Below are 23,188 nucleotides of genomic sequence, written 5' to 3'. Positions count from 1 at the left end.
CATGCTGGGTTTCCCTCTGCCTTATTGCGACGAGCTTTTGTACAGCACCATCGCGAGGTACGGGATACACAGCGGCATAGTGTCGCCAAAAGAATTGCTGCAGGAAGTGTTTGGCGATACCAAGATTATTGCGACTCCTGATTTACCCGGTCATCTGACACGCATAGCAGACCTCTATCCTGAAGTGGTTGGAATCACGCCGGGCGACCTGCTTTATGAACATACCCTCTTTCCCCTTTACGCCCCATTTATCGGTGAAGAACGGCGCAGGTGCCTGACCCGTGAGCTCATGGCAAACAGAAAAAGTACGGTCCATCTCACGGCTGGAGTTGCGGCTTCTCGGATCAAACAACCTGCATTTCTCAGATACTGCTCAGGTTGCATAAAAGAACAGATCAACCTGTATGGGGAATGCTACTGGCGGAGAGACTGGCAGGTAGCCGGGGCTGAGAGTTGTCCGGTTCACGGTTTATTGGTCGAATCTGATATTCGTCGTCACGATATGCACAGGCATCTTTTCCAGGCCGCCAGTGAGAGTGCTTGCCCAGCGGTCGTACAGCAGCCCGGAAGCTGGCAAAGTGACCTGATGCTCAACAGCATAAGAGAATTGCTGAATCTTGGGAGCGTAGCTGTACCTGAGCTCTGCCAGTGGACCCAGTGGTATCGAAACCTGGCGGCTGATAACCATCTAAACAGAGGCACCCAAGTCCACCACGATTTGGTTGCTAACAGGATCGTCGAGTTCTGGGGAGAAAAGTGGCTTGGCCAGTACAGACTGTTGCCGAAGAGCGGTGAACCCTGCTGGTTGCGCAATATGTTCCGAAAGCACCGTAAGGCGTGCAGCTATCTCGAGCATTTGGTTGTACTCCATGCCTTATTGGAGCCAGGCTGGAAGCTGGCTGATGTCCTTCGAGTCGTTGTTGGGTTTAATCCGGCTGCAAAGGCTGTTAACGGGGTGTTGAAGGGGACGGATAAGGCCCAACTGAACGAATACCGAAACAAATGGCTGGCTGCAGTCGCACAGCATGGCACCAAGCATGCCCGCAGTCATGGATACGGGAGTATCTATGCCTGGCTCTACCGACGTGACAGAGACTGGTTAATGAAGACCAACGAAGCTCACAGAAAGCCGGAATATGAGCATCTGCCCAAGGTCAGTTGGGCTCAGCGGGACAGGCGAGCGGTCAGGAGGCTGATAGATCTTCGAGAGCAGAGCGAGGTGCAACTGGAAGCTCCCAGGCGATCGATGAACTGGTATTTAAATCAATTAGAGCACAAGGCAAGCGTTGAGAAACACCTGGATTTGCTACCTTTGTGTAGTTTGTTTTTTGCTCGGTACTGTGAAAGTATATTCGAATATCAAATAAGAAGAATCACCTGCACCGTCATACACATAACACGGGACGACGAGCCACTGAAACGCTGGCAGGTGCTGAGGGGAGCTGGCTTGAGCGAGCAGCGACTGACCGACCTGGCCCGTAGATTTCTTGAGGAGGTACTCGAAATTTGAACAGCAGCACCTACCTGAAAGGGTTCAAGGACGATACCTGGCTCAACGGGATTGGCGATTTTTTCTGCAGGATGGACGGAGTTAGGTGGGGGATCAACTTAAGCATCTACCCTAGCAAGGAGCATGGAAAGGATGCGATTTCTCTTTCCAATGCACCAATTTTGATACGCAAAAAAATCATCAATCCAACCAAAGACTATTACCGCAAAAATTACGAGATAACTTTTTCAGTACCCTCGGATCATGAATGGCGAATTGACACACTTGAGAACTGCCCGGCCATTGAACGGCGGTTGCATAAGGAAGCCAGGCAATATTGTTTCGTGTTCCACCACCCGGACGGTACCAGGATCTATCTTCCCCAGTTCGAACTGGCGAGGGCGCTCTTTTTTCACAATGGCTATCTGGCCCGCTCTTCGGTAATTCACGATGTATTGAACAATGAGTTTGCAGTTGAGTACGACAACGTGTGGGAAAGGGCCATCATCAACGTACTGGATACCTGCAATTGTCCGGCAGAGCTGTTTAATGATTACGGTTATCGCCGGGTACTTGCTTGGTTGCTGATGGATGAAGATGCCAGGCGTTCATACGATAGTATTGGCAATTACCAGCTGCGTAATGGAGCTGATGACGGGCAATACAGAGTATGGACCTTTCAGTTCGAACCTCCAGTACTGGAAGGTGCCAGCCTGAAGTTGAAAGGTAATTTTGACCCAGAAAGCCAAACGTTCTTGGTTTACGAGGTTACCAGCATAAGAAATATTCCCGCCAACTTACCTGAGCATATCGAGTTTTACAGTCCCAAGTTTTTCACTCGGGTCGCTGGGAAAGGTGTAGTAGCCGGCTCTGCTCTTGAGCGGCCGCCTGGGTATAACGTGGATGACGCGGCGGAAGGAAGCCGGGAAAACAAGCCGGTCATGATTCGAGAAAACACGACTGAGCTTGCGTTCAATCGTGTGGTGGAGACGTCGAAGATCAGCAAAAAGAGAAAGTCCACGGTGAAAGGCCACGAGAACGATGGTGAGCAGGGTGAAGTTTCCAAAGATGTCAGTACCGAAGAGCAAGGACCATACGGAGGTCTGATAAGCGCCGAATGGAACAATCTTGATGACCAAACTGATGATGCTTACCTGTATCTGAACAAATTCGAGAGCTACTTAAAAATGCTCGGATTACTTAGGGATAAATATGGCTTTAAGGTCAACACCGATCCACTGAGAAAGTTGCCGAATATTGGTAAATGCAAAAAGCATATATTGGAAACTGATCAAAATCCGAGGTGTATGTCGGTCGCCCATGTTACAGCAGGCCTCACAGGGTACTATCTGCTGGAAGTCGATACTTCAGATGCAAGCAAGGCCTTATCGACAAAAGTGATCTTGGCCAAGGCTATCGGCGACATAGAGCCCCACTTGTTTGAGATGGAAAAGCAGTTGCTTAAGGCATCTCTATCCTGGCCGAAGCAGCATTTGGATAACTTGGTCGGTGCAGAGAATCACACTTGGATTCCACACCAAAAGTCTGACAAGCCCGGAGCAATTACCGCAGAGGACATTGATAAGTGGGCTGAAAGGGTGTTTGTGAGGCTGATTTCTACAGAACAATAATCACACAATGCATCTCAAGAGGCACATGCAAAGCCTGGCTTAGCGGCACAAATTGAAGGCTCTGAGTTTGCAAGTTGTGCGCTTGCAGCCGGACATCGTGATTAGGCTATACCGGGTTTATCACATGCTTGGTATTTACCCGCCGCCAGCAGGCTCCTGATATAAGGACCGGTGGCCCTACTCCCCGCATTTTCCCGTGAAGTTGCCAATTACCTTCTCGATCCTGTGGTGCTGTCAGAGCAATTAGTTTTTGCCATCAAGTGTTTATGTTGATTCTGGTTTATTTATCACCGCCTCCGTAGGCACGCATAAATAGGGTCACTACATTGGTTACCCAAGTCTCTATCTGCGCTGCCGAGGGTGGGCTGTCCGGGTAAGTCAGGTACTGTAACTGCAGCTCGCTGCGGACCAGGTTTACAAACATACAGGCGACGGCCTCCAGACTGGTGTCACCAAAATTTACTTCACCGGACTGGCTGGCACCGGCTAACAGATCGGCAACCAGCCTGGCACTAACCTGCGGCCCGGCACGGTAAAATGTATGTGCCAGAGCAGGAAAGCGGGCGCTTTCGGCAATGGCAACACGATATAGTGCCAGTCCGGACGGGGAGAGCACCACATCCAGATAGGTCCGAGCCAGTATGCCCAGGGTTTCTTTCAGTCGCCCCGGCTGAAAGCGGATATTATGCAGGGCTCTGGTAAAAGCAGCGCACTCGGATTTGATCACGGCGGTAAAGAGCGCTTCCTTGTTGGTGAAGTGCGCATATACCGTTGATTTTGAAACCCCGGCTTCGCGCTGGATCATGTCGGTGGTGGCAGCACTGAAGCCATGGGCCAGAAATACCTTTCGAGCAGCCTGCAAAACCTTGAGTGCTTTACCACTAAGCTCGGTTTCACCCGAAAGGGAAACATGTTCGGTTAGGTTGCGTTGTTGCATCTGAATCGGCCTCTTGGCAATGATGTATATTCTTGACACTGTATCGAACTGTACGGTACAGTGCAAATTGTATCGCTATCCTGGTGCATCCCATCGTTCTTGGTGGGCAATGTTACCCGGATTATTTTTTTGCCACCAGTTCGAACCGATCGGTTCGAACTGAAGTGTTCGGTGAGCTTATATGACTCCACAATCGTTGTTACCTTCGCTGCGTAAATCCACGGTAGCGCTCAGTATACTGCTGCTTGCCGGCTGTGCGGTCGGCCCCCATTTTGTTCAGCCCGGCAACAGTCTGCCGGGAACGCCGTTATCGCCTCGGGATGATTACCGTCATATGCAGGAAACATCCGTAGTCAATGTGCCTGTGCAGTGGTGGGTACTGTTCAATGATCCGATATTAACCGAACTGCAGCAACGAGCCCAGGCCGGTAACCTGGGCCTGCAAATGGCGGCGGAACGCATAGAGCAAAGCCGCGCACAGCTGGGTATCACGTCGGCCCAGCTGTTGCCCGGTGCGGCGGGCAATGCGAGCTATTCCCGTGGCGGGCTCAGCCAGCACGGCCGGCTGGCCGCGCTGGGAGCACCGACCAGCGCCACCGGTTTCTGGCAACTCGGATTTGACGCCAGCTGGGAGCTTGATCTGTGGGGGCGAGCTCATCGAGCGCGCGAAGGGGCCACTGCCGCCCTTGAGGCGAGGGTATACGACCATGAGGCGACCCGGGTGGCATTGTCCGCTGAGGTGGCCCGTGTTTACCTGCAATTACGGGGCACCCAGGCCCAGCTGAACATTACGCAGAAAAATCAGGCGATTGCCGAGCGAGCCCTAGAACTGATCGAAAGCCGTGAACGCAATGGGGTAGCCACCGGCTTTGAGGTCGCGTCCGCTCGTGCGCAAGTGGCTACAGTCAAGGGCATGGTGCCTGCGCTCATTCAGCACAGAAACGCTTTGATGAATGCGTTGGCCTTACTGCTGGGAGAGCAACCGCGGGCATTCGACACCGAGTTGAAAAACGCCATGCCCCTGCCTTCATTGCCGAGCAAGGTGCCGATGGGGGTTCCATCCGAGCTGGCGCAGCGACGACCCGATATTCAGCGTGCCGAAGCCGAACTGCATGCGGCCACCGCCGCCATCGGCGTTGCCAGGGCTGATTTCTATCCCCGCATTGGCCTGGGAGCTCGAATTGGGGTAGAAGCCTTTGAATCCGACGACCTAGATAGTTGGGATTCCCGCTTTTTTTCCGTCGGCCCTACCGTTTATCTGCCCATCTTTGAAGGGGGGCGGCTGAAACAGCGACTAGCACTGAATGAGGCGAAACAAAAGCGCGTCGCGCTGGCCTACCGGCAAACGGTACTGCAGGCCTGGCACGAAGTGGATAACGCCTTGGATGCCTGGGCAGCACAACGCAGCCAGCACGCCAACCTGCAGGTGTCCTACGAGCAGAACATACAGGCGCTGAATGCCGCCGAGCGAGGCTACCAGCAGGGTGCGGTGGACTATTTGCGAGTACTGTCCGCACAGCGCAACGTGCTGGAGAGCGAATCCCGGCTCAATGACAATGCCACCGACGCCACCCTAGCGCTGGTGAACCTCTACAAATCACTAGGGGGCGGATGGGATCCGGACGCCCTGTCGATTGCGCCGTCATCCCTGGAGGCGGACCAATGAGCACGGTCGTAGTACAGCCGCCCGCAAGCTCGCCTGCTGTGGCGGCAAAGCCATCCGGGCGCGCGCTTGGTGGCCTGGTCGGCATTCTTGTCGCCGCCATGATGGCGGGGCTGAACAACCGCGTTGGTGCGCTGGCGCTGGCGGACGTGCGAGGGGCGTTGGGTTTTAGCCTGGACGGCGCCTCCTGGCTTACCACTGTGTATACCGCCGGTGAGCTCATCGCCATGCCCTTCGCCGCCTGGTTTGCCATTACGCTGTCCATACGGCGCTTTGAGCTGTGGATGATTGGCACCTGCGCATTATTGGCCTTGGTGATGCCCTTTATCCAGCGTCTCGATCTGTTGCTCGCCCTACGCTTCGTGCAAGGTGTCGCTAGCGGAACTATGATTCCCTTGCTGATGATGGCGGCATTGAAATTCCTTCCTGTCCATATACGGCTGCATGGTCTGGCGTTGTATGCACTGACGGCTACTTTCGCACCCAATGTGTCGATCTGGTTGGCTGGGCATTGGACTGACGGACTGCTCGACTGGCGCTGGGTGTATTGGCAGATCATACCCTTGGCCCTTATCGCAGGTGGGCTGATTGCCTGGGGGCTGCCGAAGGATGCCATTCAGACCGGGCGTTTCCGGCAAGCCAATTGGGTTGGCCTGGCACTGGGTGCGCCTGCGCTGGGCCTTATTGCGGTTGCTCTGGATCAGGGAGTGCGGCTGGATTGGCTTAACTCCCCCCTGATTGTCGTGTCATTGGTGGCTGGCTTCACTTTGCTGGGCGTCTATCTACTTACTGAATGGTACCACCCTTCTCCGTTCATCAAGTTGCAATTGCTGGAGCGGCGCAACCTGGGGCTGAACTGTACACTGTTTGTCTTTCTACTGGTAGTCATGAGCTCCGGGGTGATGTTGCCAATGCACTACCTCGGGCCATTACAGGATTACCGCCCCCAGCAGATAGCTCCCATTGGTTTGATTATCGCCTTGCCACAACTGATCTTTGGCTCAGTAGTAGCGGTCTTGCTGTACCAGAAATGGGTCGATGCTCGCTTCGTCTTCAGCCTTGGCCTGCTTTTGATTGCGCTGGCGTGTTTCTCGGGCAGTTGGCTTACTCCAGATTGGAATCGGGATCAGTTCGTGATGGTACAGATGCTGCAGGCACTCGGCCAGCCCATGGCGGTGGTATCAATGCTGTTTCTCGCCACCAGCGTGGTGCGGCCTGGCGAAGGTCCTTATGTGTCGGGAACCATTAATACGCTGCGTGCTCTCGGCTCATTGATAGGCGGTGCCGTGGTCGGGCAGTTCCTGACGGTTCGCGGACGCTTTCATGGGGAAATGTTGCTGGATCATGCCGCGCTAGCTGAGTCCTCTCTCTCATCGGTGCCTGAGCCGTCCCAGTTGATGGGCATTGTCGGCCAACAAGCATTGGTGCTGTCGGTGGCGGATGCCTATCGCGCCTTGGGGGTTCTGGCACTGCTCTTGATTCCTTTCGTGCTGCGGCTGACCTACATTCCTGCGCCTGACCTGAAGGCCAGTACTTCTTTATCATCATCTTCATAAGGAGCATTTCATCATGGCATTGCCAAAGAAAGCCAAAATCACCAGTGCAGTACTGCTATTGGCAGTCGCGATAGGCTGTGTGCTTTATCTCAATCGGCCAGAATCAAGCGCATCAAGTCAGTCCACAAAAGATGCTTATGTACAGGCAGACTTCACTTTTGTTGCCCCACAGATTGCTGGGAAGGTCGATCAGATATTCGTGGAGGAGAACCAGCAGGTGAAGGCAGGGGACTTGCTCGCGACCATTGACGATCGGGATTTCGTCGTCGCCGTGGATGCCGCTAAAGCACAAGTTTCCGGTGCTAACGCCAGTGTCGCCAGTCTGGAAGCTCGTCTGGCACAGCAGCAAAACGTGATACACCAAGCGCAGGCAGCCGTTGCCATGGATAAGGCCGAGCTAGTATTGGCGAGAGCTAACCACGAACGCTATCGCAACCTGGCCGCCGATGGTTCAGGTACTGTCCAAGCCATGCAACAGGCCCAATCACAGTTGAATATCCGTCTGGCGAGCCAAGAGAAGAACCAGGCGGGACTAAAAGCGGCCCAGCAGCAGGTGGCCATTCTGCAAGCTGAACTGGAAAAGGCCAAAGCAGCGCTAGCCCAAGCCCAGGCCGCTCAAGCCGCAGCGGAATTAAAATTGTCCTATACGCGTATCACGGCCCCAGTTGACGGTACCGTGGGACAGAAATCGGTTCGTGTCGGAGCCTTCGTCAATACCGGTACTCCACTGCTAGCAATCGTTCCACTTGATGCCGTCTATATCCAGGCGAACTATCGCGAAACGCAATTGGCTCATATCCAAATAGGACAAACGGTGGACATCAAAGTAGATGCCTTGCCCGGCGCCACCCTGAAAGGGACGTAGAAAGTTTAGGCCCTGCTAGTGGGGTCAGCTACTCCGCCATTGCGCCACACAATGCAACCGGTAATTTTACTAAAATTGTGCAACGCCTTCCCTTACGCATTCGCGTGGATTCTGGTCAGCCTGAGGCGAATAAACTACGCGTGGGTATGTCTGTGGTGCCAACCATCCAAACCCGGAACTAATGAGACGTAAGAGTTGAGTTTGAACTTGCTGCTGCTCAGTGGCGATTTGTAGTGGTCAACTAATCCCGGACAGTAAATTAGACCGATTCTCGGCCTGAACCGGTGGCAAGCCGTCATTGTGTTGATGAGGGCGCTGCCGGTTGTCGTAGTTCATCAGGTAATCACCGATGTCTCTTTTGGCTTCCGTCATGGACGGATAACCGGTCGCTGGCACCCATTCCGTTTTCAGGCTGCGGAACAGTCTTTCCATCGGGGCATTGTCCCAGCAGTTACCCCGACGGCTCATGCTCTGTGTTATGCGGTAACGCCACATCCGTTGCCTGAACAAGCGGCTGGTATATTGGCTGCCCTGGTCTGAGTGGAACAGCAGTCCTGATGGTTGTCCCCGCAGCTCGTAAGCCATGTCCAGCGCCCTGGCTGCCAGCTCGGCATCCGGGCGATGAGAGAGTGCCCAGCCGACCACTCGACGACGGTACAGGTCCATAACGGTAGCCAGATAACACCAGCGGCTGCCGGCCCAGATATAGGTGATATCCCCGCACCAGGATTGATTCGATGCGGCGGGCGTAAACTCGCGATTCAGCCTGTTTGGGATATCTGGCCGTTCAACCGTGGACGTTTTATAGGCGTGAGAGCCGGGTTGCTTGCATATCAGCCCCAGCTCCTTCATCAGACTTCTCACCCGGTAACGGCCCACCTGATGGCCTTGCTCTCGCATCATCAACATCAAGGTGCGACTGCCCGCAGACGACCGGCTGGCCGTAAACAAACGGTTCACTTCACACCGCTCCCTGAGGTGTTGCACATTCACGATACGTTTGCGTTTCAGGTAGTCATAAAAGCTGGATGGAGCGACACCAAACACGCAGCAGACCAGTTCAACCGATTCCTGCCCTCTCAACTGGTCTATCAGCGCGTACGTTCGAGTTCGTCCTGCATCAAGAGAGCGGTGGCCTTTTTTAATATGGCTTTCTCTCGCTCCAGCCGGTTGATACGTGCTTCCAGCTCCTGTATCCGCTGTTGCTCCGGTGTCAGGGCCTTGCTGGCTGGTGTGGTGCCTTTGCGCTCTTGCTTAAGCTGCTGGACCCAGCGTCTGAGGATGGTCTCACCGACATCCAGCGAGCGGCCGGCCTCGGCGATGGAGTAACCTTGGTCAAGCACCAGACTGGCAGCTTCAAGTTTGAATTCGGATGAGAAAGAACGTCGTTTTCTGGTCATGGAACACCTCTTGTTACGGTGGTGACTGTACCACCTTAAATGGTGTCCGGGAGCATTAGACCACTACACCTCGATAACACGGCCGATCCCCATAGATTTAGTATGAGACTTTATTACTTATAATTAAGGCTTTAACAACTAAATTTGTCTGATGAGTATGATACTTTTTTCAAAAATGACTTGAATCCCAAGCCACAGAGTCCGCTGTACATGGATTTTAAGTATGAAACTTTATTACTCTCCCACAAAAAAAGGCGCTTTCGCGCCTTTTTTGTCGGTGTAAATGGGTCCTCACATTTCCCCCTTCACCACGCAAGTATTATTTTAATTGGCTGTATTTCAACGAGCCATTAGTCAGTGAATACGCCTGAGCTCCAGCTGGTGAAAAGGATATAGGGCGCTCTAATACGCCGAAGTTGGCGTAGTATTGCTCCTCATTTTTCAGCAAGGTGCCCGTCAATTCGCCCCATTTCACTTTTACCTGCCCTTTATCTACATAGAAGTGCATATTTGGCCAGGCCTCATTGTTGTTATAAGTGCCCAATAAATCTGGGTTTAAGGCTTCTCCCCGTACTATGTGTGAAAGATCGGGGGCGCTTGCGCGTTCTTTTTCTATAGACTTGGTTAAACGCTCCTTTTCTGCAGTAAGGTTTTGTTGGGCGTTGTCTTTTTTTAGCAGGGTGTTATACGCAAAGTTAGCCATTACGTGAGGTAAGACATATGCGGTGTCCAGATTGGTCATGGCAATGATCCCCAGCTTCTGCTCGGGCATAAACGACACGTGGACGCTATATCCGCCATAATTGCCAAACCGGGTTAATAGTCGCTCTCCATTGTAGCTGGCACTATCCCAGCCCAAGGTATAGCCGTCGCGGCTATAAGTGAAATACTCTTTACTCTGTTTAACCTGCGTATTGTGTAACGCTGTAAAAATATCGTGGTCGGCCAGGGGCGAGTAATACCGGTTAATATTTGCTTTTAGCCAGATTGCCATATCTCCCATGGTGGAAACGACGCCGCCGGCAGGGTGCATGGTTTTATCAACCTTGTGGTGCCCATATGCAAAAACGTCCCCATTGCGAGCGCTGGTAATTCCCGGCAGGATATTCTTCACCTCACTGATGCGAGTTGTGGTGTTGTGCATGCCAAGTGCAGAGAAAAGGTGCTCATCCATCAGTTCACTCCAGCTTTTTTCGAGTTTTTCTTCGGCTATCATGCTGGCAACGATAGGTCCTGTATTGGAATACCTGAAGGAGTAGTCAGGGGCAACCAGAACCTTGTTATTGAGAGAAGCAACAAGGTCTACCTGGTCTTCGAATCCTAAAAATGCGGTTTTAAACGAATGTTGAACACTGGTAAAACCGGCGGTGTGGGTCAGCAGCTGCTTAATTGTTATTGCTGAGGTGTCGATTTTCGGTGTGGCTATCGGGTTTGCATCATAAGTGCCGAGAGGAGCGTTTAGATCTAGCTGGCCTTGGTCTGCTAAAATTGCAAATAGCGTACTGGTCATTGCCTTTGTATGTGAGGCAAGCAGAAAGGGGGTATCCACAGTGAAGGCTTTATTTTCTCTAGCATAACCGGTGAACAGTACAAGTCCATTCTGATCTACGACAGCCAGCATATGGGTCCCTACTAATTTGTTTTCGGTCGCAAGTTGCTTAATCGTATTACTGATTGTTGTTTTATCCTCTTCGCTCATTCCTATGCTGGAGAAGCTTGTTATCGAAAGTAAAAGTGCCCCGATAAAGACGTTGCCCTTCATAAAAGAGTTCCTTTTTATAAGTTTTTAGAGGCTTAACTAAGCAAACCTTGTTCCAATGTTAATGCTTTGATTTGTATGGATAAAATTAATGTAAAAAATGACCGAGTGCAGAAAAGTATAATATTCGGTCATTTTTGTTAACTTTTGGCTTTTTTGAAAGAAGCAGGCGTTAAGACTCTTATTCTTGAGAGGGCGAGTGAATTTTTAACGAAGACACTTCCCTTAAAGTAGGAATAACCAAGCCAGCCACTTTATATTCGGTACCGTTTGATTTTCATCGAGTTGTTCAAACCATGCTTCTACGCAATCCCTTCGCATTAGCGCAGTATCCACCCGGGCTTATGTTTCCCTGTCGCCCTCTTATAAAGCGGCCTATATTTAGTGGGTTATGAACCAGAGCCAAGAGTGCCGCTATGCAACGCACAATTCCTCCCGAGAGACTGGATGACTTGAAAAAAGCCGGCGCTGGGCTCGATGATGCGGAAATAACGCAACGCCGCATACGCTATGGCGATAACCATATTGCCGAGCAGACCAGCGGCGGCCTCAGGGCTTTGATTGTCGACACCATCAAAGATCCTATGCTGTGGTTTTTACTGATCACCAGCGGACTGTTTGCTGTCACCGGCGAATTGACCGAAGCCGGCATTTTGTTGCTGGCCCTGATACCCTTTCTTGGCATGGATGCTTACCTTCATCGGCGCACTCAAGCTTCTACCCAAAGCCTGGGGCGTCGTCTGGCTTCCCAGGCGCGGGTTGTGCGCCAGGCGGGAGAGCGAATAATTCCCTCCGTGGAACTGGTGCCCGGTGACCTGGTGCTTTTAGACCCCGGTGACTCGCTGCCGGCGGACGGAGTATTCGTTGGCGTGCAGCAGCTTCAGGTGGATGAGTCAACCTTGACCGGGGAAGCCTTCCCGGTACACAAGCTGGCACTGCAAGAGCCGGATAAGCTAAAGGCGACCGAGCGGGTTGCGGCGACGCATTGGGGATATGCCGGTACCCGTGTACTGACCGGCTCGGGCCGCATGCTGGTAACCCATACCGGGAAAGGCACCTTGTATGGTGAAATTATTCAGTCGGTGCTCCACGGCGGTCATCAGCGCACACCCTTGCAGCTGGCCGTGGCTGAGCTGGTTAAGGTGCTGCTTATTATTGCCAGTGTTATTTGTGTGCTCTTGGCTGGAACCCGCCTTTACCAGGGGCATGGCCTTATCGATGCGCTGCTGAGCGGGCTGACCCTGGCCGTAGCGGCGTTGCCGGAAGAGTTTCCCGTGGTGCTCACCTTCTTTCTCGGGGTGGGAGTCTATCGGCTGGCGCGTCGTCAGGCCTTGGTGAGGCGTGCCGTTGTGGTAGAGAACATAGGCCGGGTTTCTTGTATCTGTACGGATAAAACGGGCACCTTAACCGAGGGGCGCCTGCAACTCGCGCATCACTACGCGGTCGGCGACATCGACGATACACGGCTGCTGCAGATTGCTGCCTATGCATCCCGAGCGGACAGCGGCGACCCTATGGATCAGGCTATCCTCGCATCAATTGCTCCACTGGAGCATACAGTATTACGTACTTTTCCCTTTACCGAAGCTCGCAAGCGCGAGACGGCGGTGATTAGGGAAGAAACAACGAAGCTCATCGCGGTCAAAGGCGCACCGGAAACCATAATGGCCCTGTGCGATCTTGGTGAGACTGATATAGAGCGGTGGCAACATCAGGTCGAAAAGCTGGCGGGAACAGGGCACAAGGTGATCGCCTGCGCCTGGCAAGAGTTGGATGACCAGGCCCAGTGCGATCAGGAGCCCGAACAGGGTTTTACGTTGGCCGGGTTGCTGGCGTTTGAAGACCCACTGCGCGACGGTGTAAAAGAAGCCGTGGAGATCTGTCAGCAAGCGGGAATTCGGGTCATTATGGTGACGGGGGATCATCCTGCTACGGCGACCGCCATTGCCAGCGAAATAGGCCTGCATCAGGGGAAGCCCAGGGTGATAGAGGGAGAAGCCTTGGCAAGCAGTCTAACCAACCAGGATAGCCGAGTGTTGGATGGGGTTGATGTTATCGCACGCGCCGTGCCCGCGCAAAAACTGGCGTTGGTGCGCGCCCTTAAGCAAGGTGGCGATATAGTCGCGGTTACGGGAGACGGGGTAAATGACGTGCCGGCCATTCAGTCGGCGGATATCGGCATTGCCATGGGCGAGCGCGGTACCCGCAGTGCCCATGAGGCCGCGGCGATTATTTTACTCGACGATAACTTTCGCAGCATAGTGCAGGCGATCGCCGAGGGGCGTCAGCTTTTTAACAATCTACGCCTGAGTTTTGAATACCTGCTGCTGGTCCACATTCCCTTGGTTTTAACCGCGGCGGTCATCCCTTTTCTGGGATATCCCGTTCTTTATTTGCCGATACATATCGTTTGGCTGGAGATGATCATTCATCCCACGGCCTTGCTGGTGTTTCAAAACAGTGCCGACACCTCGCACCTTGCCCCCGCTCAAGCCAGTGGCCCGGCCCGGTTTTTCTCACGGCGACACTGGGGCGTCATTGTTTTCAGTGGGATTGTTTTTACCTTGTTGATCACCTTTGCCTATATCCGCAGCCTGGGGGCGATACAAGATGTGGAGCATGCCAGAGCCATGGCTCTGGTTGCGCTGACCAGCGTCAGTGCCGGTATTACTATTGCACTGAGCAGGCTGCGCACCCTGGCGTCCCGGGTCTTGGTGGTCTTAACCATGCTTGTCAGTGTTTTGCTGATTCAGGTCCCGGCTTTGGCCGACTTGCTACACCTGTCATCCCTGCATTTAGACGACTGGCTGGTAGCCATGGGCAGCGGATTTATCGCCGCAGCGATCCCTTTTATGCTGACAAGTCGGTCGAGAACAGGAGCCTGATGATTAAACAAGAATAATCAGGCAGCTTCCCTTGGCCCGGAGGCCTAGTAATGACTGCGGCACTGGCTATCGGCCTGACCTGCGGCAAGAGGCAACAGAAAGTTCGCATACGCACAGTTAAGCATTATCCTTATCCTGGCGCTGTTTAAAGTGCTCGATCACCGCTTTGACGCGCGCTTCAATGCTCTGTTCATCTTCCGGCATGGTGATATCACCATTGGGCAGAGTAATGATGCGTTCCCGGACCGTCACGGGCGTAAGCTGGTTATTTGCTTTGGTTGGTTGCCAAGATTGATAGGCATAGTCCATGTCTAGTAAGTCTTGCTGGGTTATCAAGTTCGCGGGAAGGGTTTCGACTAAGCGCAGGTTGCGGGCGTAACCATTGGAATCTATCTCATAATCGAATATCAGCACGCTTAAGCCATCGGTTACTAACTTATTTCTGGCCTTTTTTGCTGTGTTGGTGAGTCTAAATGTGTTGTCTGCGGGCTGCCAATAGTCAAACTTTCCAAAATATCCCACATCGATTGGCTCCTGTGCATAGTAAGCGTCTTCAGGGATGGATTTACAGGAAATAAGCAAGGCGGTGGCAGCGAAGCAAGCGATAAGTCGGAGCATAGTTTATAAAACCTATTTATTTTTATTAGAAATCGTTGTTTTTAAGGCGTTATAACTGGCAGTGATTGGCCGAGAAAAAAGCGATTACTTTGGGTTGCTAGTCACTCAAACATAGGGAGAGTTGGTGGTTAACTCAAGACCCAAAATTGTACAAAAGTGTCGCAAAGCGGTGCTTAATGCGGCTTTGCTAATGGGAATGAGTCGAAGGCGTTAAAAAAACGCTTGCAGCTTTTGAGAAGAAAACCGGTCACGGTTGTCTGGTGTCAAGGGCAAGTGTGGGCAGAGGTTTCGCTATATAATGAAATAGCAGTAAATTTATAAGGCAAGCTAATAAAATAGGTGGTGTTTAAAAAATTAAATTACGCAGAGCGATAAATTTATTTTTCCTTTTCTGTTGCCTGAACAAACTGAATCAGTGACCTTGAAGGGGATAAAATAAAACAGATAAATAACAATGCGTTAATTTTTTAGGTGGAGGGCGCTTGAAAGCTCATTTGGCGCTTCGAAATTCAAAAAGATCTGAAAAGATAGTAAGTAACTTCCGATAAATCAAAAAAATTTTTTATATTCCTTGTTTTTCTCACCCTTAAGAATGAATTTTTACTTGCAATCCCTTTAAATTGACTAAAATGTTTAGACCACATTTTTAACCAGAACGGTTATGTGGAGTACCGCAGTAGCAAGGTATTGAAGATCCCATAGTAGTTTTATGGCTCACAGTTATTAATCAAAAACTATGGTTTACAAACCAGGGAGTTCACATGAAATTAAACACTCTTCTACTCGCCGTATCCATCGCAAGTTCTGCTTTTTCCGCTCATGCCGCCGGTGCTGCATCGGCAAAATTTGCGGCTGCTTGGAATGACGACCCAGTCAACTTTGTGTCTGTCGCCGTAATCTCGGATGCGATAGCTGATGCTCAAGTAATGGCAACGAATGATGGCTATTTGGTCACTACCATTAAGGTTCCGCAAGATAAAGAACTCTTGGTGGGTGTGTCTGCGGAAATTGGCCTGACCACGGATACTTCTTTAAAAGGTAAAGATGGCGGCGCGGCAAAAGCCATTGCCGATGGCAGCGCTTGGGTACTGCTCACCGCGACGCCTGTGGGCGGTGGTGAATCGGTTAATGCTGCGCCCGGTGCCGTGATGTTATCTAAGCGTATTCAAGAGCTCAATGCCACCCTTGGCGGTGTGCTTGATACTTGCACCGACTATACCGGTGGCATGGATGAAAACGGCCTTATGCCTGGCGATGAAGGTTACGTCGATACCCCGGATGGCACTATCGATGCGGCCCTTGAGTGTACGACTACTGATGAACAAATCGGCTTAATGCAAGATACTCTGGCCGCTCATCACTTTAACTTTATTCTGCCGAATATGGATGCAGGAAATTATGAAATTAGAGCGCACTTTATGACGCGCGCCAGTGCGGAAGTGGATATTGATGAAGTATCGGTAGCAGAAGGCGGTACTATTTCCGGAAGCTCTTACGCAAAAGCCTTTGTTGGCAAGCACATGGTGACAGTGCAACAAGTGCGTGCGGTTAAAGGTAGCCTGGTTGATGTGGATATCGTGGACTAAGGTGAACAAATGCCAAGGATAGTGAATGCCTGAACAGCAGGCATTCATTGGGCTCAAAGCAATGTTTTGGGCATTGGTAAAGCCATCAGCTTATTGAGTTGATGGCTTTTTTTATTGCTTGTTGTTTAAACGCCGCAGCCCTTATTGAGCTTGTGCTTTAGCAACCTTGGCCTTCGCCGCATCGAGCATGGCTTGTAGACTGGCGCTGTTGTAGACCTGGCCACGGCTGATCACGGTGCGGATATCACGGGTATGACTGATATCTTCAAGCGGGTTGCTGCCAAGCAGCAGCAAATCGGCTTTTTTTCCCGCTTCCACAGCACCATATTCCGCCTCTTTGCCCAGCCACTTTGGTCCCGCAAGAATCGCACTTTGCAAAGCGCGCAGCGGGCTTAGGCCACCGGCTACATATATCGCCAGTTCGTCATGTAATGCCTTACCCGGGTAAATATAAGAATTGAGGTAACCCGTGTCCGTGCCGGCCATGATGGTCACACCGGCCTGGTCGAGCAGCGGCAGCAGATCCCGGGTAGCACGATAGCGGGCTTTGCGCTCGCTGATCTCATTGGCATCGGCGGCGGCCTTTTGCGCGGCACGCTCCACTCGCCAACTGTAGGTGGCTTTAAGGCCTGGGCCAAGTAAATCGAGCTCCGGGTCATTCAGGTGATCGTCTTCGTCGATAAAGGCGATAATCTGGCTGCCTATCAGGGTAGGCACCACGGCGGTTTCGTTTTCGGCTAGGACGCGATATTTGCTTAGTGCTGTTTGCTCATCAAAATTGGCGCGAATGATGGGCAGGGCACTCCAATAGCCTAGCTCGCCACTGCGGACCTTAGCGGAGATCTCCGCTTCATTACGAGCACCGGCCTTAAGCAGGTATGGCATGTGTTCAATACCGTCAAGCCCGGCCTTAGACACATCGGTGACCGAGAGCGCAAAGGGAATATGACCACTGATCGGCAGGCCGCGTTTTTTCACTTCCTCTACCGCCTTCAGGTAGAGTTCGGGGGTCAGGGCACTGTCGGTGATCTTAATAAAGTCGACATTCATGGCCTCAAGTTGATCCAGGGCTGCATTCATTTCCGCCTCGGTTTCCACTTCAAGGTCGCCGGCCCAAATCGAGTCTTTGCCCTCTAACTTGGGTCCCGAGGTAAACAGGGTTGGCCCGAGCAGTTCATCGTTGTTTATTGCCGCACGCCAGGTTAACACCGAATCGCTCAGATCGGCGGCGGCATCGCGCACCGCGGTCACACCATGGGCGAGGTAAAGTGGTAACAAGTCCCGGTTTTCCTCAATCAGTTTGTCGCCGCCACCAAAGTGCACATGCATATCCCAAAGGCCCGGCATAATATATTGGTCCGTGCCATCGAGCTGGGTGGTGGCATTAATATGCTCGGAGTCTTCGCCTACCCAGATGATTTGATCGCCGCGGATTGCTACCTGCCGATCGGCATCAATGTTGCCGGTTCGCACATCGATAATATCCACTTGGGAAATAAGCACATCGGCCTGCAAGGGCTCGGGAGTGCTGTTGCAGGCACTCACTAGCAAGGTGGCGCACAGCGCCGGGAAAAGTTTTTTCATCGTTATCTCCTCATTTTTACTGAGACTAACAGCGGTGCCCAGTTGCCAACAGTCGGATGCGATAAAGCGGGGCTGGGTGCCGATGAATCAGCAAGCAGGATGCGGGCAATCAAGCCCATGGCTTATATTGAAATACGAAAATATGATTTGCCGCAGGGCAAAATTTGTTGCATCGTCTAGCATTAATACAAGCGTGATAATAAAAGCAACAAAGGAAAATAATATGCGTATAAATCAAGCCATGGTAGACGAGATGGAGTTGCTGGCTAAGTTTCCTCGCGCCAGCCATATGCAGGGCATTAAGGTGCATAGTGATGCCGATGAGGCTATGCGCGAAGCGGCACGACGCCTGTATGAAAAGGGGATTACCGATAGCCCGGATGGCGGCTACCTAACCGATCTGGGACTGGATTTGGTTAACCACCTCGACACCTTACACAGTGCATTAAATTGTTAATGCCCTAATCTCTGAATGACCGAGGCAGCAAGCCCTTGCTGCCTGCTTCCCTTGCTCAGGCTTCGTGTCTTCAGGCTGCTGCACATTGAGTCCACAAAACCCTTGCCTTGGAGTTAACACTAAGGTTTATGCTGGTGAAATTCTTACCACAGGAGCACAGCATGAACTTTACCCAAGCAATTCGTTTTTCCGTCCTGCGTGAGTTGGCACAGGCGCGCAGAGCCCGTCGGCTAGCCTTCAGTGCGCAAGAGTTTACGCATTTGGAGAATGCCCATGTGCTAGGGCAGGAGTCCACCTATTGGCATACCTACACCCATTGGCGGATGCTGGTGTGGGGTTGGCAACACAAAGTGTATCCCGAGGTGGCGGGGCAGGTTTTACGTATTGTTGGCGCCCTGAGCAAAACCGCCATCGGTTTATTGCCAACGGGCAACACAGGGGGCGCTAATGTAAGCCCATTTAAGCCCATGCCACTTTCATCCGAGTGTGCTCAGGCCATAGCGCAGGCCAAGTCGCGATGCGCTAAGGGCTAGGTTAAACTGCTGGTGTGGACGCGCCGTTAATAACCGTTAAGTAGGACGGTTGCGATCTTAAATGCAGATGTCCTAATGTTAGCGTCCTTCCTGCTCGATAAATATCTTACTGGCTTGCGTGCGATTACTGACCCCAAGTTTAGCGAAAATGGCAGAAATATGATTCTTGACCGTTTTCTCAGAGATGTTGAGGGTGGATGCAATTTGCTTATTGGCATCGCCATTGGCCATGAGGTGCAGGACCTTGAATTGCGAAGGGGTCAGGCTTGCCAGTAACTCATAATGCCGTTGCTGTGCGCTGGGTAAGGGAGTGACGCCGACAGCTGTCGGGAATTGATATTCACCGGCAAAGATGCGCGTAAGGCTGCTAACTAGCTCGTTAATATCCACCGATTTCGATAAAAACTCTGACGCGCCGGCTTGCAAGCATTCCTGGCGAGTATCCTGACTATCATGGGCACTGAGAACGACAATGGGCAGCTCTGGATAGGTTTGCCGCAGGAAATAGATGCCACTGGCACCGGTCGCTCCTGGCATGTTTAAGTCCATGATCAGCAAGTCCAGTTCGCCATCATCTTCTTGTAGCTTTGAAAACAGAGCCAGGTAGCTATCGGCGTGCTCGATATAGGTATTTTCCAATCGGTTTAAGAGCGCACCTTTTAGGCCGGCTAAAAAAAGCGGATGATCATCGGCGATGAGGATCTTATTCATTGTTCTGTGCATCTCCCAGCTGTTGGATAAGCCATGACAGGCGGCTGTATTTAATTGGTTTGTTTAAAAAGCGATAACCAAAGTTAAGTCTTATTTGCTCTCTTATGCGGATGTCTTCCGACATGATAATGATGCGGCTTTTATGCAGCGCAAAGCGCGCTGCTATCTGGCTTGCGACCTCTGTCCCCAAGGCCCCGTTATCAAGATGATAATCGCAAATAATCATTTCCGGCTTGGGCCCAGGGTAACACAGCGCTTGTCCAGCGCTTAAAAACACACTCGGTGCAAAGCCACGTTTTGTGACCATTGCGGCCACCTCATTGGCGTAGGTTGGCTCATCATCAATTATCAAAACGTTTCTGGTGACCGAGGGGGCTTGTTGTGTCGTTACTCGCTTAGTGCTTTTAGGCAGAGTGAGAGTGAAGGTACACCCCTGTGCGCTGGAGTCCAGCTCTATATCAAGCGCGAGTATCTGACAGATTTGCTGCACTATGGTCAGCCCCAGGCCGCTGCCCGCATAGCTTTCGGTGCCTCGGAAAAAACTGTTGAACACCTTGTCCTTAATCGCCTCGTTGATGCCTTTGCCCGAGTCTATGATAGCCAAGGTATAGGTCTGCTCCTGCGCCGCTAGTCGCAGCTCTATGTTGCCTTTTTCCGGGGTGTTTTTGATGGCGTTATCCACGAGATTATTTATCACCCGTGCCAATAAAAAGGGATCGGTTTGCACCCAGGCCTCGGAATGCGCCGTGGTGAAGGTCAGTTGTTGTGACTTTTTTTGGGCAAGATGGGAAAAGCGACTCACACTCTCTGCAACCAGGGCGCATAGGTTTACTTCGCTTATTGTTGGCTTGACCATCTTAGCGTCAAATTTAGAGATGCTGACGATAGAATCAACCAATTGATCTAATAGTGTAATCTCATTGATTATCGCATCGCTATTGGAGCTGTCCGCAGGCAAGGTATTGAGCAGTTTTAAGCGAATGGCGTTCAAGGGGGCACGCAAATCATGGCTGGCGGAGGCAATAAAACGGGTCTTATCCAGGTTGGCCTTCACCGCAAGTTGTTGTTGTTCTTTATAAAGCTCTGTTTTCGCTGCTACTTCTTGCGCCAGCCGTTTGGCATACGACTCTTGCTCCTGATGCTTATGGCGAGAAAGCGCCAGCTCGGCATTTTTTAAACGCAATTTAACCACAAAGCCCAGCGCAACCAGGGCGAAGGCGAGGCCGATATACAGGGCAATCATGGAGGGCAGCAGGTAAAACGGCGGTTTAACCTCAAAGCTTGATTGGATAAAGGCTTTTTCTACCGAGTCATAGCCGAGCACCTTGGCCTGGATGCGATACTTGCCGGGCTTGGGTTTGATCAAGGTGATATAGCGAGAGCGACTGGGCAGCCATTGCGATGCCTGCGAGTTTTGGCCAATTAATCGATAAAGTAATTGGCCGCTCTCATCATGGGGCAAGCTGGCACTCATGGAAAACTCGATTACACTCGGGTCGGTAATGCGGATCCCCTCGCTAAGCGGTGTCGATTGGCCGTCAATGGACAAATCGGTAAAGGTGATTGAGGTTGGCTTGCTGTGGCTACCTAAGCGCTCTGGGTCGACCAGCAGCAACTCTGAGTTATTGGCGAAATAGATAAACCGATCCAGGCGGCCACAAAAGTCGGTGATGGGAATAGCCCCTAATCCTTGCGCGCCAGTATAGCTGCGCAGCGTTTTATCTTGACTGTGATAGACGCTCACACCATGGCGAGAGCTTATCCATATCCGCTGCTGGCTGTCCTCAACCACGCAACTGGCAGAGGGAATGAACCCATCACTGGGAAGTGGCAAGCGCGTCAGACTGCTTGTCCCTGCCCTTGTATCCAGGGTAAAGACTCCTTCGTCTAAGGTGGTGATCCACAGCCGAGCTGAGGAGTCTAAAAACAGACTGGTCACGGCCTGAGCACCGTCGATGGTGTGCAACCGGACTGGCTGGTTTTGGGCCAGTTGCTCAAGCGCCAGTTCCATAACACCATGACGCTGACTGGAGATATAGAGCTTGCCATGGGCATAGGCCGTATCGATTACCGAGGCGAGCTCCAGGGGGAAGCTGCGCATTATTTGCAGCGCCGCATTATCAAATTGAGCCAGATGCAGGTATTTATCATCGACCACCACATAGATATCGGCGTCTTTAAGATAGGCTAGATAGGTGATGGGCGCTTGTGGATCCGGGCGCCCATGAATGGGGTGCGAGGTATAGTCTAAGCCATTAAACAGGGCAAGATCATGGAAGTTTTTCACCGCGGTGGTGTGATCACTGATAAAACGCAGGTTTGCGGTGTCGAGTCTATGGGGCAAGGTCTGCCAGCCCTGCGCTGGAGAAAATCTGTGTTGTTGGCTTTGGGTTAGGATGACTAATTCATCCTTATCGATAAATTGCGTGAGGATGGGCCCTTTAAAATCAGGTGCTTGCTCGCTCAGTGCATGAAATTCATAGGCCGTAGGAGAGACATGATAAAAGCCGCTGTTGGTGCCGATAAACAGCTCGTTGTTGTCGCCGATGTCGGCAGCCAGTGCCATTTCCGAGTTGCGGTAGCTGTTATTAAGGCTGGTGGGTAAGACCACCTGCTTGGGTATGGCCCGGTATCGGTCGATAATGACCACGCCACGTTTAGTGACCGCATACACTTGTTCCTCCCTAACCTGCAGATTCGAAATCATATTCGAGGGCAGGGTATTATTTTGTACGCGCAGATGCTTTTTAAGGCGGTTTTGCTGGTCGTAGACAAACAGGCCCTTGTTGAAAATACTGAGCCACACATGTTGATTGCTGAAGTCGACCCAAATGGCGCGAATATCTTCTTTGCCACGGGCCAGGTTCTCTAAATTGAACAGCCGGTGTTTGTCCGTTTGCCAGTTATAAAGCACCAGACCGCTCGATGTCATAAGCAAAATATGGGCTTGGTCATAGTGCGCAAATGAGTTTACCTGCGCGCCTTGGTAAAGCGCGCTGGAAATAATCGTCAGTTCATAAGTGCGTAGGTTTATTTCGAGCAGTTGCCGATTGGCCACGGCATAGGCCTTGGTCTCGCTAACAAAAATCATGTTAGTGACACGCTGCAGTAGTTTGTTGGGATCCGGAAAGGGGTGTGCCCGGAGGCTTTTGGGTTCAATTAACTCGATCCCCCCCAGGCCCAGCACCCAGATGAAGTCATCGCGGGCATGAATTTGGGTAATGGGATTAAAGCGAATGCCCTTGTCTTTTTGGGCGCTTTTTTTGAGTTGGATTACACCGAGCCCGTCGACTATGCTCACCCCGCCGGGGGTGGCCAGCCAAAGTCGGCCAAATGCATCTCTTTCGATGTCGTAAACACTGTTATGCGTCAGCCCCTTGGTGGTATCCCAGCGCGTGGCATATGGAGCCAGGTGTTCGATAGCCTGAACACTGCTTAGCCAAAACAGGCATTGTAGGATGAGTAAGCGAGACAGCATAAGCAAATGAGCTCCCCATTGGGGAGCTCCGAATGT

Annotated in this window: 16 protein-coding genes; 9 read left to right on the top strand and 7 right to left on the bottom strand. The window is 51.9% G+C overall.

Features of this window, described 5'->3' with window-relative positions:
- The first annotated feature begins 1 nt into the window (after position 1).
- Together C2M29_RS05055 and C2M29_RS05050 are read left to right on the top strand one after the other, a co-directional pair.
- Positions 2 to 1,510: a TnsD family Tn7-like transposition protein gene (locus tag C2M29_RS05055; RefSeq protein WP_105188715.1), complete on the top strand. Its 1,509-nt coding sequence runs from the start codon at positions 2 to 4 to the stop codon at positions 1,508 to 1,510.
- Positions 1,507 to 3,120, top strand: coding sequence for a Tn7-like element transposition protein TnsE (locus C2M29_RS05050; RefSeq protein WP_105188714.1), 1,614 nt, complete (start codon positions 1,507 to 1,509; stop codon positions 3,118 to 3,120). Before C2M29_RS05055 ends, C2M29_RS05050 begins: the two co-directional genes overlap by 4 nt.
- 280 nt (positions 3,121 to 3,400) lie before the next feature.
- Here the strand turns inward: C2M29_RS05050 and C2M29_RS05045 are convergent, their stop codons facing one another.
- Positions 3,401 to 4,057, bottom strand: coding sequence for a TetR/AcrR family transcriptional regulator (locus C2M29_RS05045; RefSeq protein ID WP_105188713.1), 657 nt, complete (start codon positions 4,055 to 4,057; stop codon positions 3,401 to 3,403).
- 181 nt (positions 4,058 to 4,238) lie between these two features.
- Between C2M29_RS05045 and C2M29_RS05040 the strand changes: the two genes are divergently transcribed.
- From C2M29_RS05040 to C2M29_RS05030, 3 genes are read left to right on the top strand one after another with little or no spacing between them, the layout of a single operon-like run.
- Positions 4,239 to 5,723 (top strand): efflux transporter outer membrane subunit, encoded by a 1,485-nt coding sequence (locus C2M29_RS05040; protein ID WP_105188712.1) that lies wholly within the window; start codon positions 4,239 to 4,241, stop codon positions 5,721 to 5,723.
- Positions 5,720 to 7,276, top strand: a complete 1,557-nt coding sequence (locus C2M29_RS05035) for an MFS transporter (protein WP_105188711.1) — start codon at positions 5,720 to 5,722, stop codon at positions 7,274 to 7,276. Before C2M29_RS05040 ends, C2M29_RS05035 begins: the two co-directional genes overlap by 4 nt.
- Before the next feature lie 13 nt (positions 7,277 to 7,289).
- Positions 7,290 to 8,141 (top strand): HlyD family secretion protein, encoded by an 852-nt coding sequence (locus C2M29_RS05030; protein WP_233998358.1) that lies wholly within the window; start codon positions 7,290 to 7,292, stop codon positions 8,139 to 8,141.
- Between the two features lie 237 nt (positions 8,142 to 8,378).
- Here the strand turns inward: C2M29_RS05030 and C2M29_RS05025 are convergent.
- Both C2M29_RS05025 and C2M29_RS05020 read right to left on the bottom strand, forming a co-directional pair.
- Positions 8,379 to 9,541 (bottom strand): IS3 family transposase gene (locus C2M29_RS05025; RefSeq protein ID WP_105188710.1). Its coding sequence is split into 2 segments (ribosomal slippage): positions 8,379 to 9,286 and positions 9,286 to 9,541, totalling 1,164 coding nucleotides; the frame shifts between segments, so codons are not numbered across the junction.
- Between the two features lie 319 nt (positions 9,542 to 9,860).
- Positions 9,861 to 11,303: a serine hydrolase domain-containing protein gene (locus C2M29_RS05020; RefSeq protein WP_105188709.1), complete on the bottom strand. Its 1,443-nt coding sequence runs from the start codon at positions 11,301 to 11,303 to the stop codon at positions 9,861 to 9,863.
- A 413-nt stretch (positions 11,304 to 11,716) separates the two neighbouring features.
- Here C2M29_RS05020 and C2M29_RS05015 point away from each other — a divergent pair, with 413 nt between their 5' ends.
- On the top strand, positions 11,717 to 14,185 hold the full coding sequence (locus C2M29_RS05015) for a cation-translocating P-type ATPase (RefSeq protein ID WP_105188708.1): 2,469 nt from the start codon (positions 11,717 to 11,719) through the stop codon (positions 14,183 to 14,185).
- A 117-nt stretch (positions 14,186 to 14,302) separates the two neighbouring features.
- On the opposite strand, the gene C2M29_RS05010 is transcribed toward C2M29_RS05015, so the two are convergent.
- Positions 14,303 to 14,803, bottom strand: coding sequence for a hypothetical protein (locus tag C2M29_RS05010; protein ID WP_105188707.1), 501 nt, complete (start codon positions 14,801 to 14,803; stop codon positions 14,303 to 14,305).
- A 761-nt stretch (positions 14,804 to 15,564) separates the two neighbouring features.
- On the opposite strand from C2M29_RS05010, the gene C2M29_RS05005 reads away from it, so the two are divergent.
- Entirely contained in the window at positions 15,565 to 16,389 is an 825-nt protein-coding gene (locus tag C2M29_RS05005; RefSeq protein WP_105188706.1) for a hypothetical protein, read from the top strand.
- 141 nt (positions 16,390 to 16,530) lie between these two features.
- Here C2M29_RS05005 and C2M29_RS05000 read toward each other — a convergent pair whose 3' ends face one another.
- A complete protein-coding gene (locus C2M29_RS05000; RefSeq protein ID WP_105188705.1) occupies positions 16,531 to 17,973 on the bottom strand; it encodes an amidohydrolase family protein in 1,443 nt (480 codons plus the stop codon).
- A 223-nt stretch (positions 17,974 to 18,196) separates the two neighbouring features.
- Here C2M29_RS05000 and C2M29_RS04995 point away from each other — a divergent pair, with 223 nt between their 5' ends.
- On the top strand, positions 18,197 to 18,430 hold the full coding sequence (locus C2M29_RS04995; protein WP_105188704.1) for a TIGR02647 family protein: 234 nt from the start codon (positions 18,197 to 18,199) through the stop codon (positions 18,428 to 18,430).
- Positions 18,431 to 18,564: 134 nt separating this feature from the next.
- Entirely contained in the window at positions 18,565 to 18,963 is a 399-nt protein-coding gene (locus tag C2M29_RS04990; RefSeq protein ID WP_325050580.1) for a DUF3703 domain-containing protein, read from the top strand.
- 78 nt (positions 18,964 to 19,041) lie between these two features.
- On the opposite strand, the gene C2M29_RS04985 is transcribed toward C2M29_RS04990, so the two are convergent.
- On the bottom strand, positions 19,042 to 19,674 hold the full coding sequence (locus C2M29_RS04985) for a response regulator transcription factor (RefSeq protein ID WP_158677979.1): 633 nt from the start codon (positions 19,672 to 19,674) through the stop codon (positions 19,042 to 19,044).
- Positions 19,667 to 23,152: a hybrid sensor histidine kinase/response regulator gene (locus C2M29_RS04980; protein WP_105188702.1), complete on the bottom strand. Its 3,486-nt coding sequence runs from the start codon at positions 23,150 to 23,152 to the stop codon at positions 19,667 to 19,669. Before C2M29_RS04980 ends, C2M29_RS04985 begins: the two co-directional genes overlap by 8 nt.
- Between the last annotated feature and the right edge of the window lie 36 nt (positions 23,153 to 23,188).

Origin of the sequence: Pseudoalteromonas sp. T1lg48 (assembly GCF_002964785.1) — a bacterium.
GTDB lineage: Bacteria > Pseudomonadota > Gammaproteobacteria > Enterobacterales > Alteromonadaceae > Pseudoalteromonas.
Note: the sequence above shows the minus strand (reverse complement) of the source record. Positions and strands in the feature narration are given on the sequence as shown.

Excerpts from the sequence above, each read along its gene's own strand:
- C2M29_RS04995 (WP_105188704.1), top strand. The coding sequence starts at position 18,197 with ATGCGTATAAATCAAGCCATGGTAGACGAGATGGAGTTGCTGGCTAAG.
- C2M29_RS05010 (WP_105188707.1), bottom strand. The coding sequence starts at position 14,803 with ATGCTCCGACTTATCGCTTGCTTCGCTGCCACCGCCTTGCTTATTTCC.
- C2M29_RS05000 (WP_105188705.1), bottom strand. The coding sequence starts at position 17,973 with ATGAAAAAACTTTTCCCGGCGCTGTGCGCCACCTTGCTAGTGAGTGCC.
- C2M29_RS05035 (WP_105188711.1), top strand. The coding sequence starts at position 5,720 with ATGAGCACGGTCGTAGTACAGCCGCCCGCAAGCTCGCCTGCTGTGGCG.
- C2M29_RS05030 (WP_233998358.1), top strand. The coding sequence starts at position 7,290 with ATGGCATTGCCAAAGAAAGCCAAAATCACCAGTGCAGTACTGCTATTG.
- C2M29_RS05040 (WP_105188712.1), top strand. The coding sequence starts at position 4,239 with ATGACTCCACAATCGTTGTTACCTTCGCTGCGTAAATCCACGGTAGCG.
- C2M29_RS04985 (WP_158677979.1), bottom strand. The coding sequence starts at position 19,674 with ATGAATAAGATCCTCATCGCCGATGATCATCCGCTTTTTTTAGCCGGC.
- C2M29_RS05055 (WP_105188715.1), top strand. The coding sequence starts at position 2 with ATGCTGGGTTTCCCTCTGCCTTATTGCGACGAGCTTTTGTACAGCACC.
- C2M29_RS05045 (WP_105188713.1), bottom strand. The coding sequence starts at position 4,057 with ATGCAACAACGCAACCTAACCGAACATGTTTCCCTTTCGGGTGAAACC.
- C2M29_RS05005 (WP_105188706.1), top strand. The coding sequence starts at position 15,565 with ATGAAATTAAACACTCTTCTACTCGCCGTATCCATCGCAAGTTCTGCT.
- C2M29_RS04980 (WP_105188702.1), bottom strand. The coding sequence starts at position 23,152 with ATGCTGTCTCGCTTACTCATCCTACAATGCCTGTTTTGGCTAAGCAGT.
- C2M29_RS05020 (WP_105188709.1), bottom strand. The coding sequence starts at position 11,303 with ATGAAGGGCAACGTCTTTATCGGGGCACTTTTACTTTCGATAACAAGC.
- C2M29_RS05015 (WP_105188708.1), top strand. The coding sequence starts at position 11,717 with ATGCAACGCACAATTCCTCCCGAGAGACTGGATGACTTGAAAAAAGCC.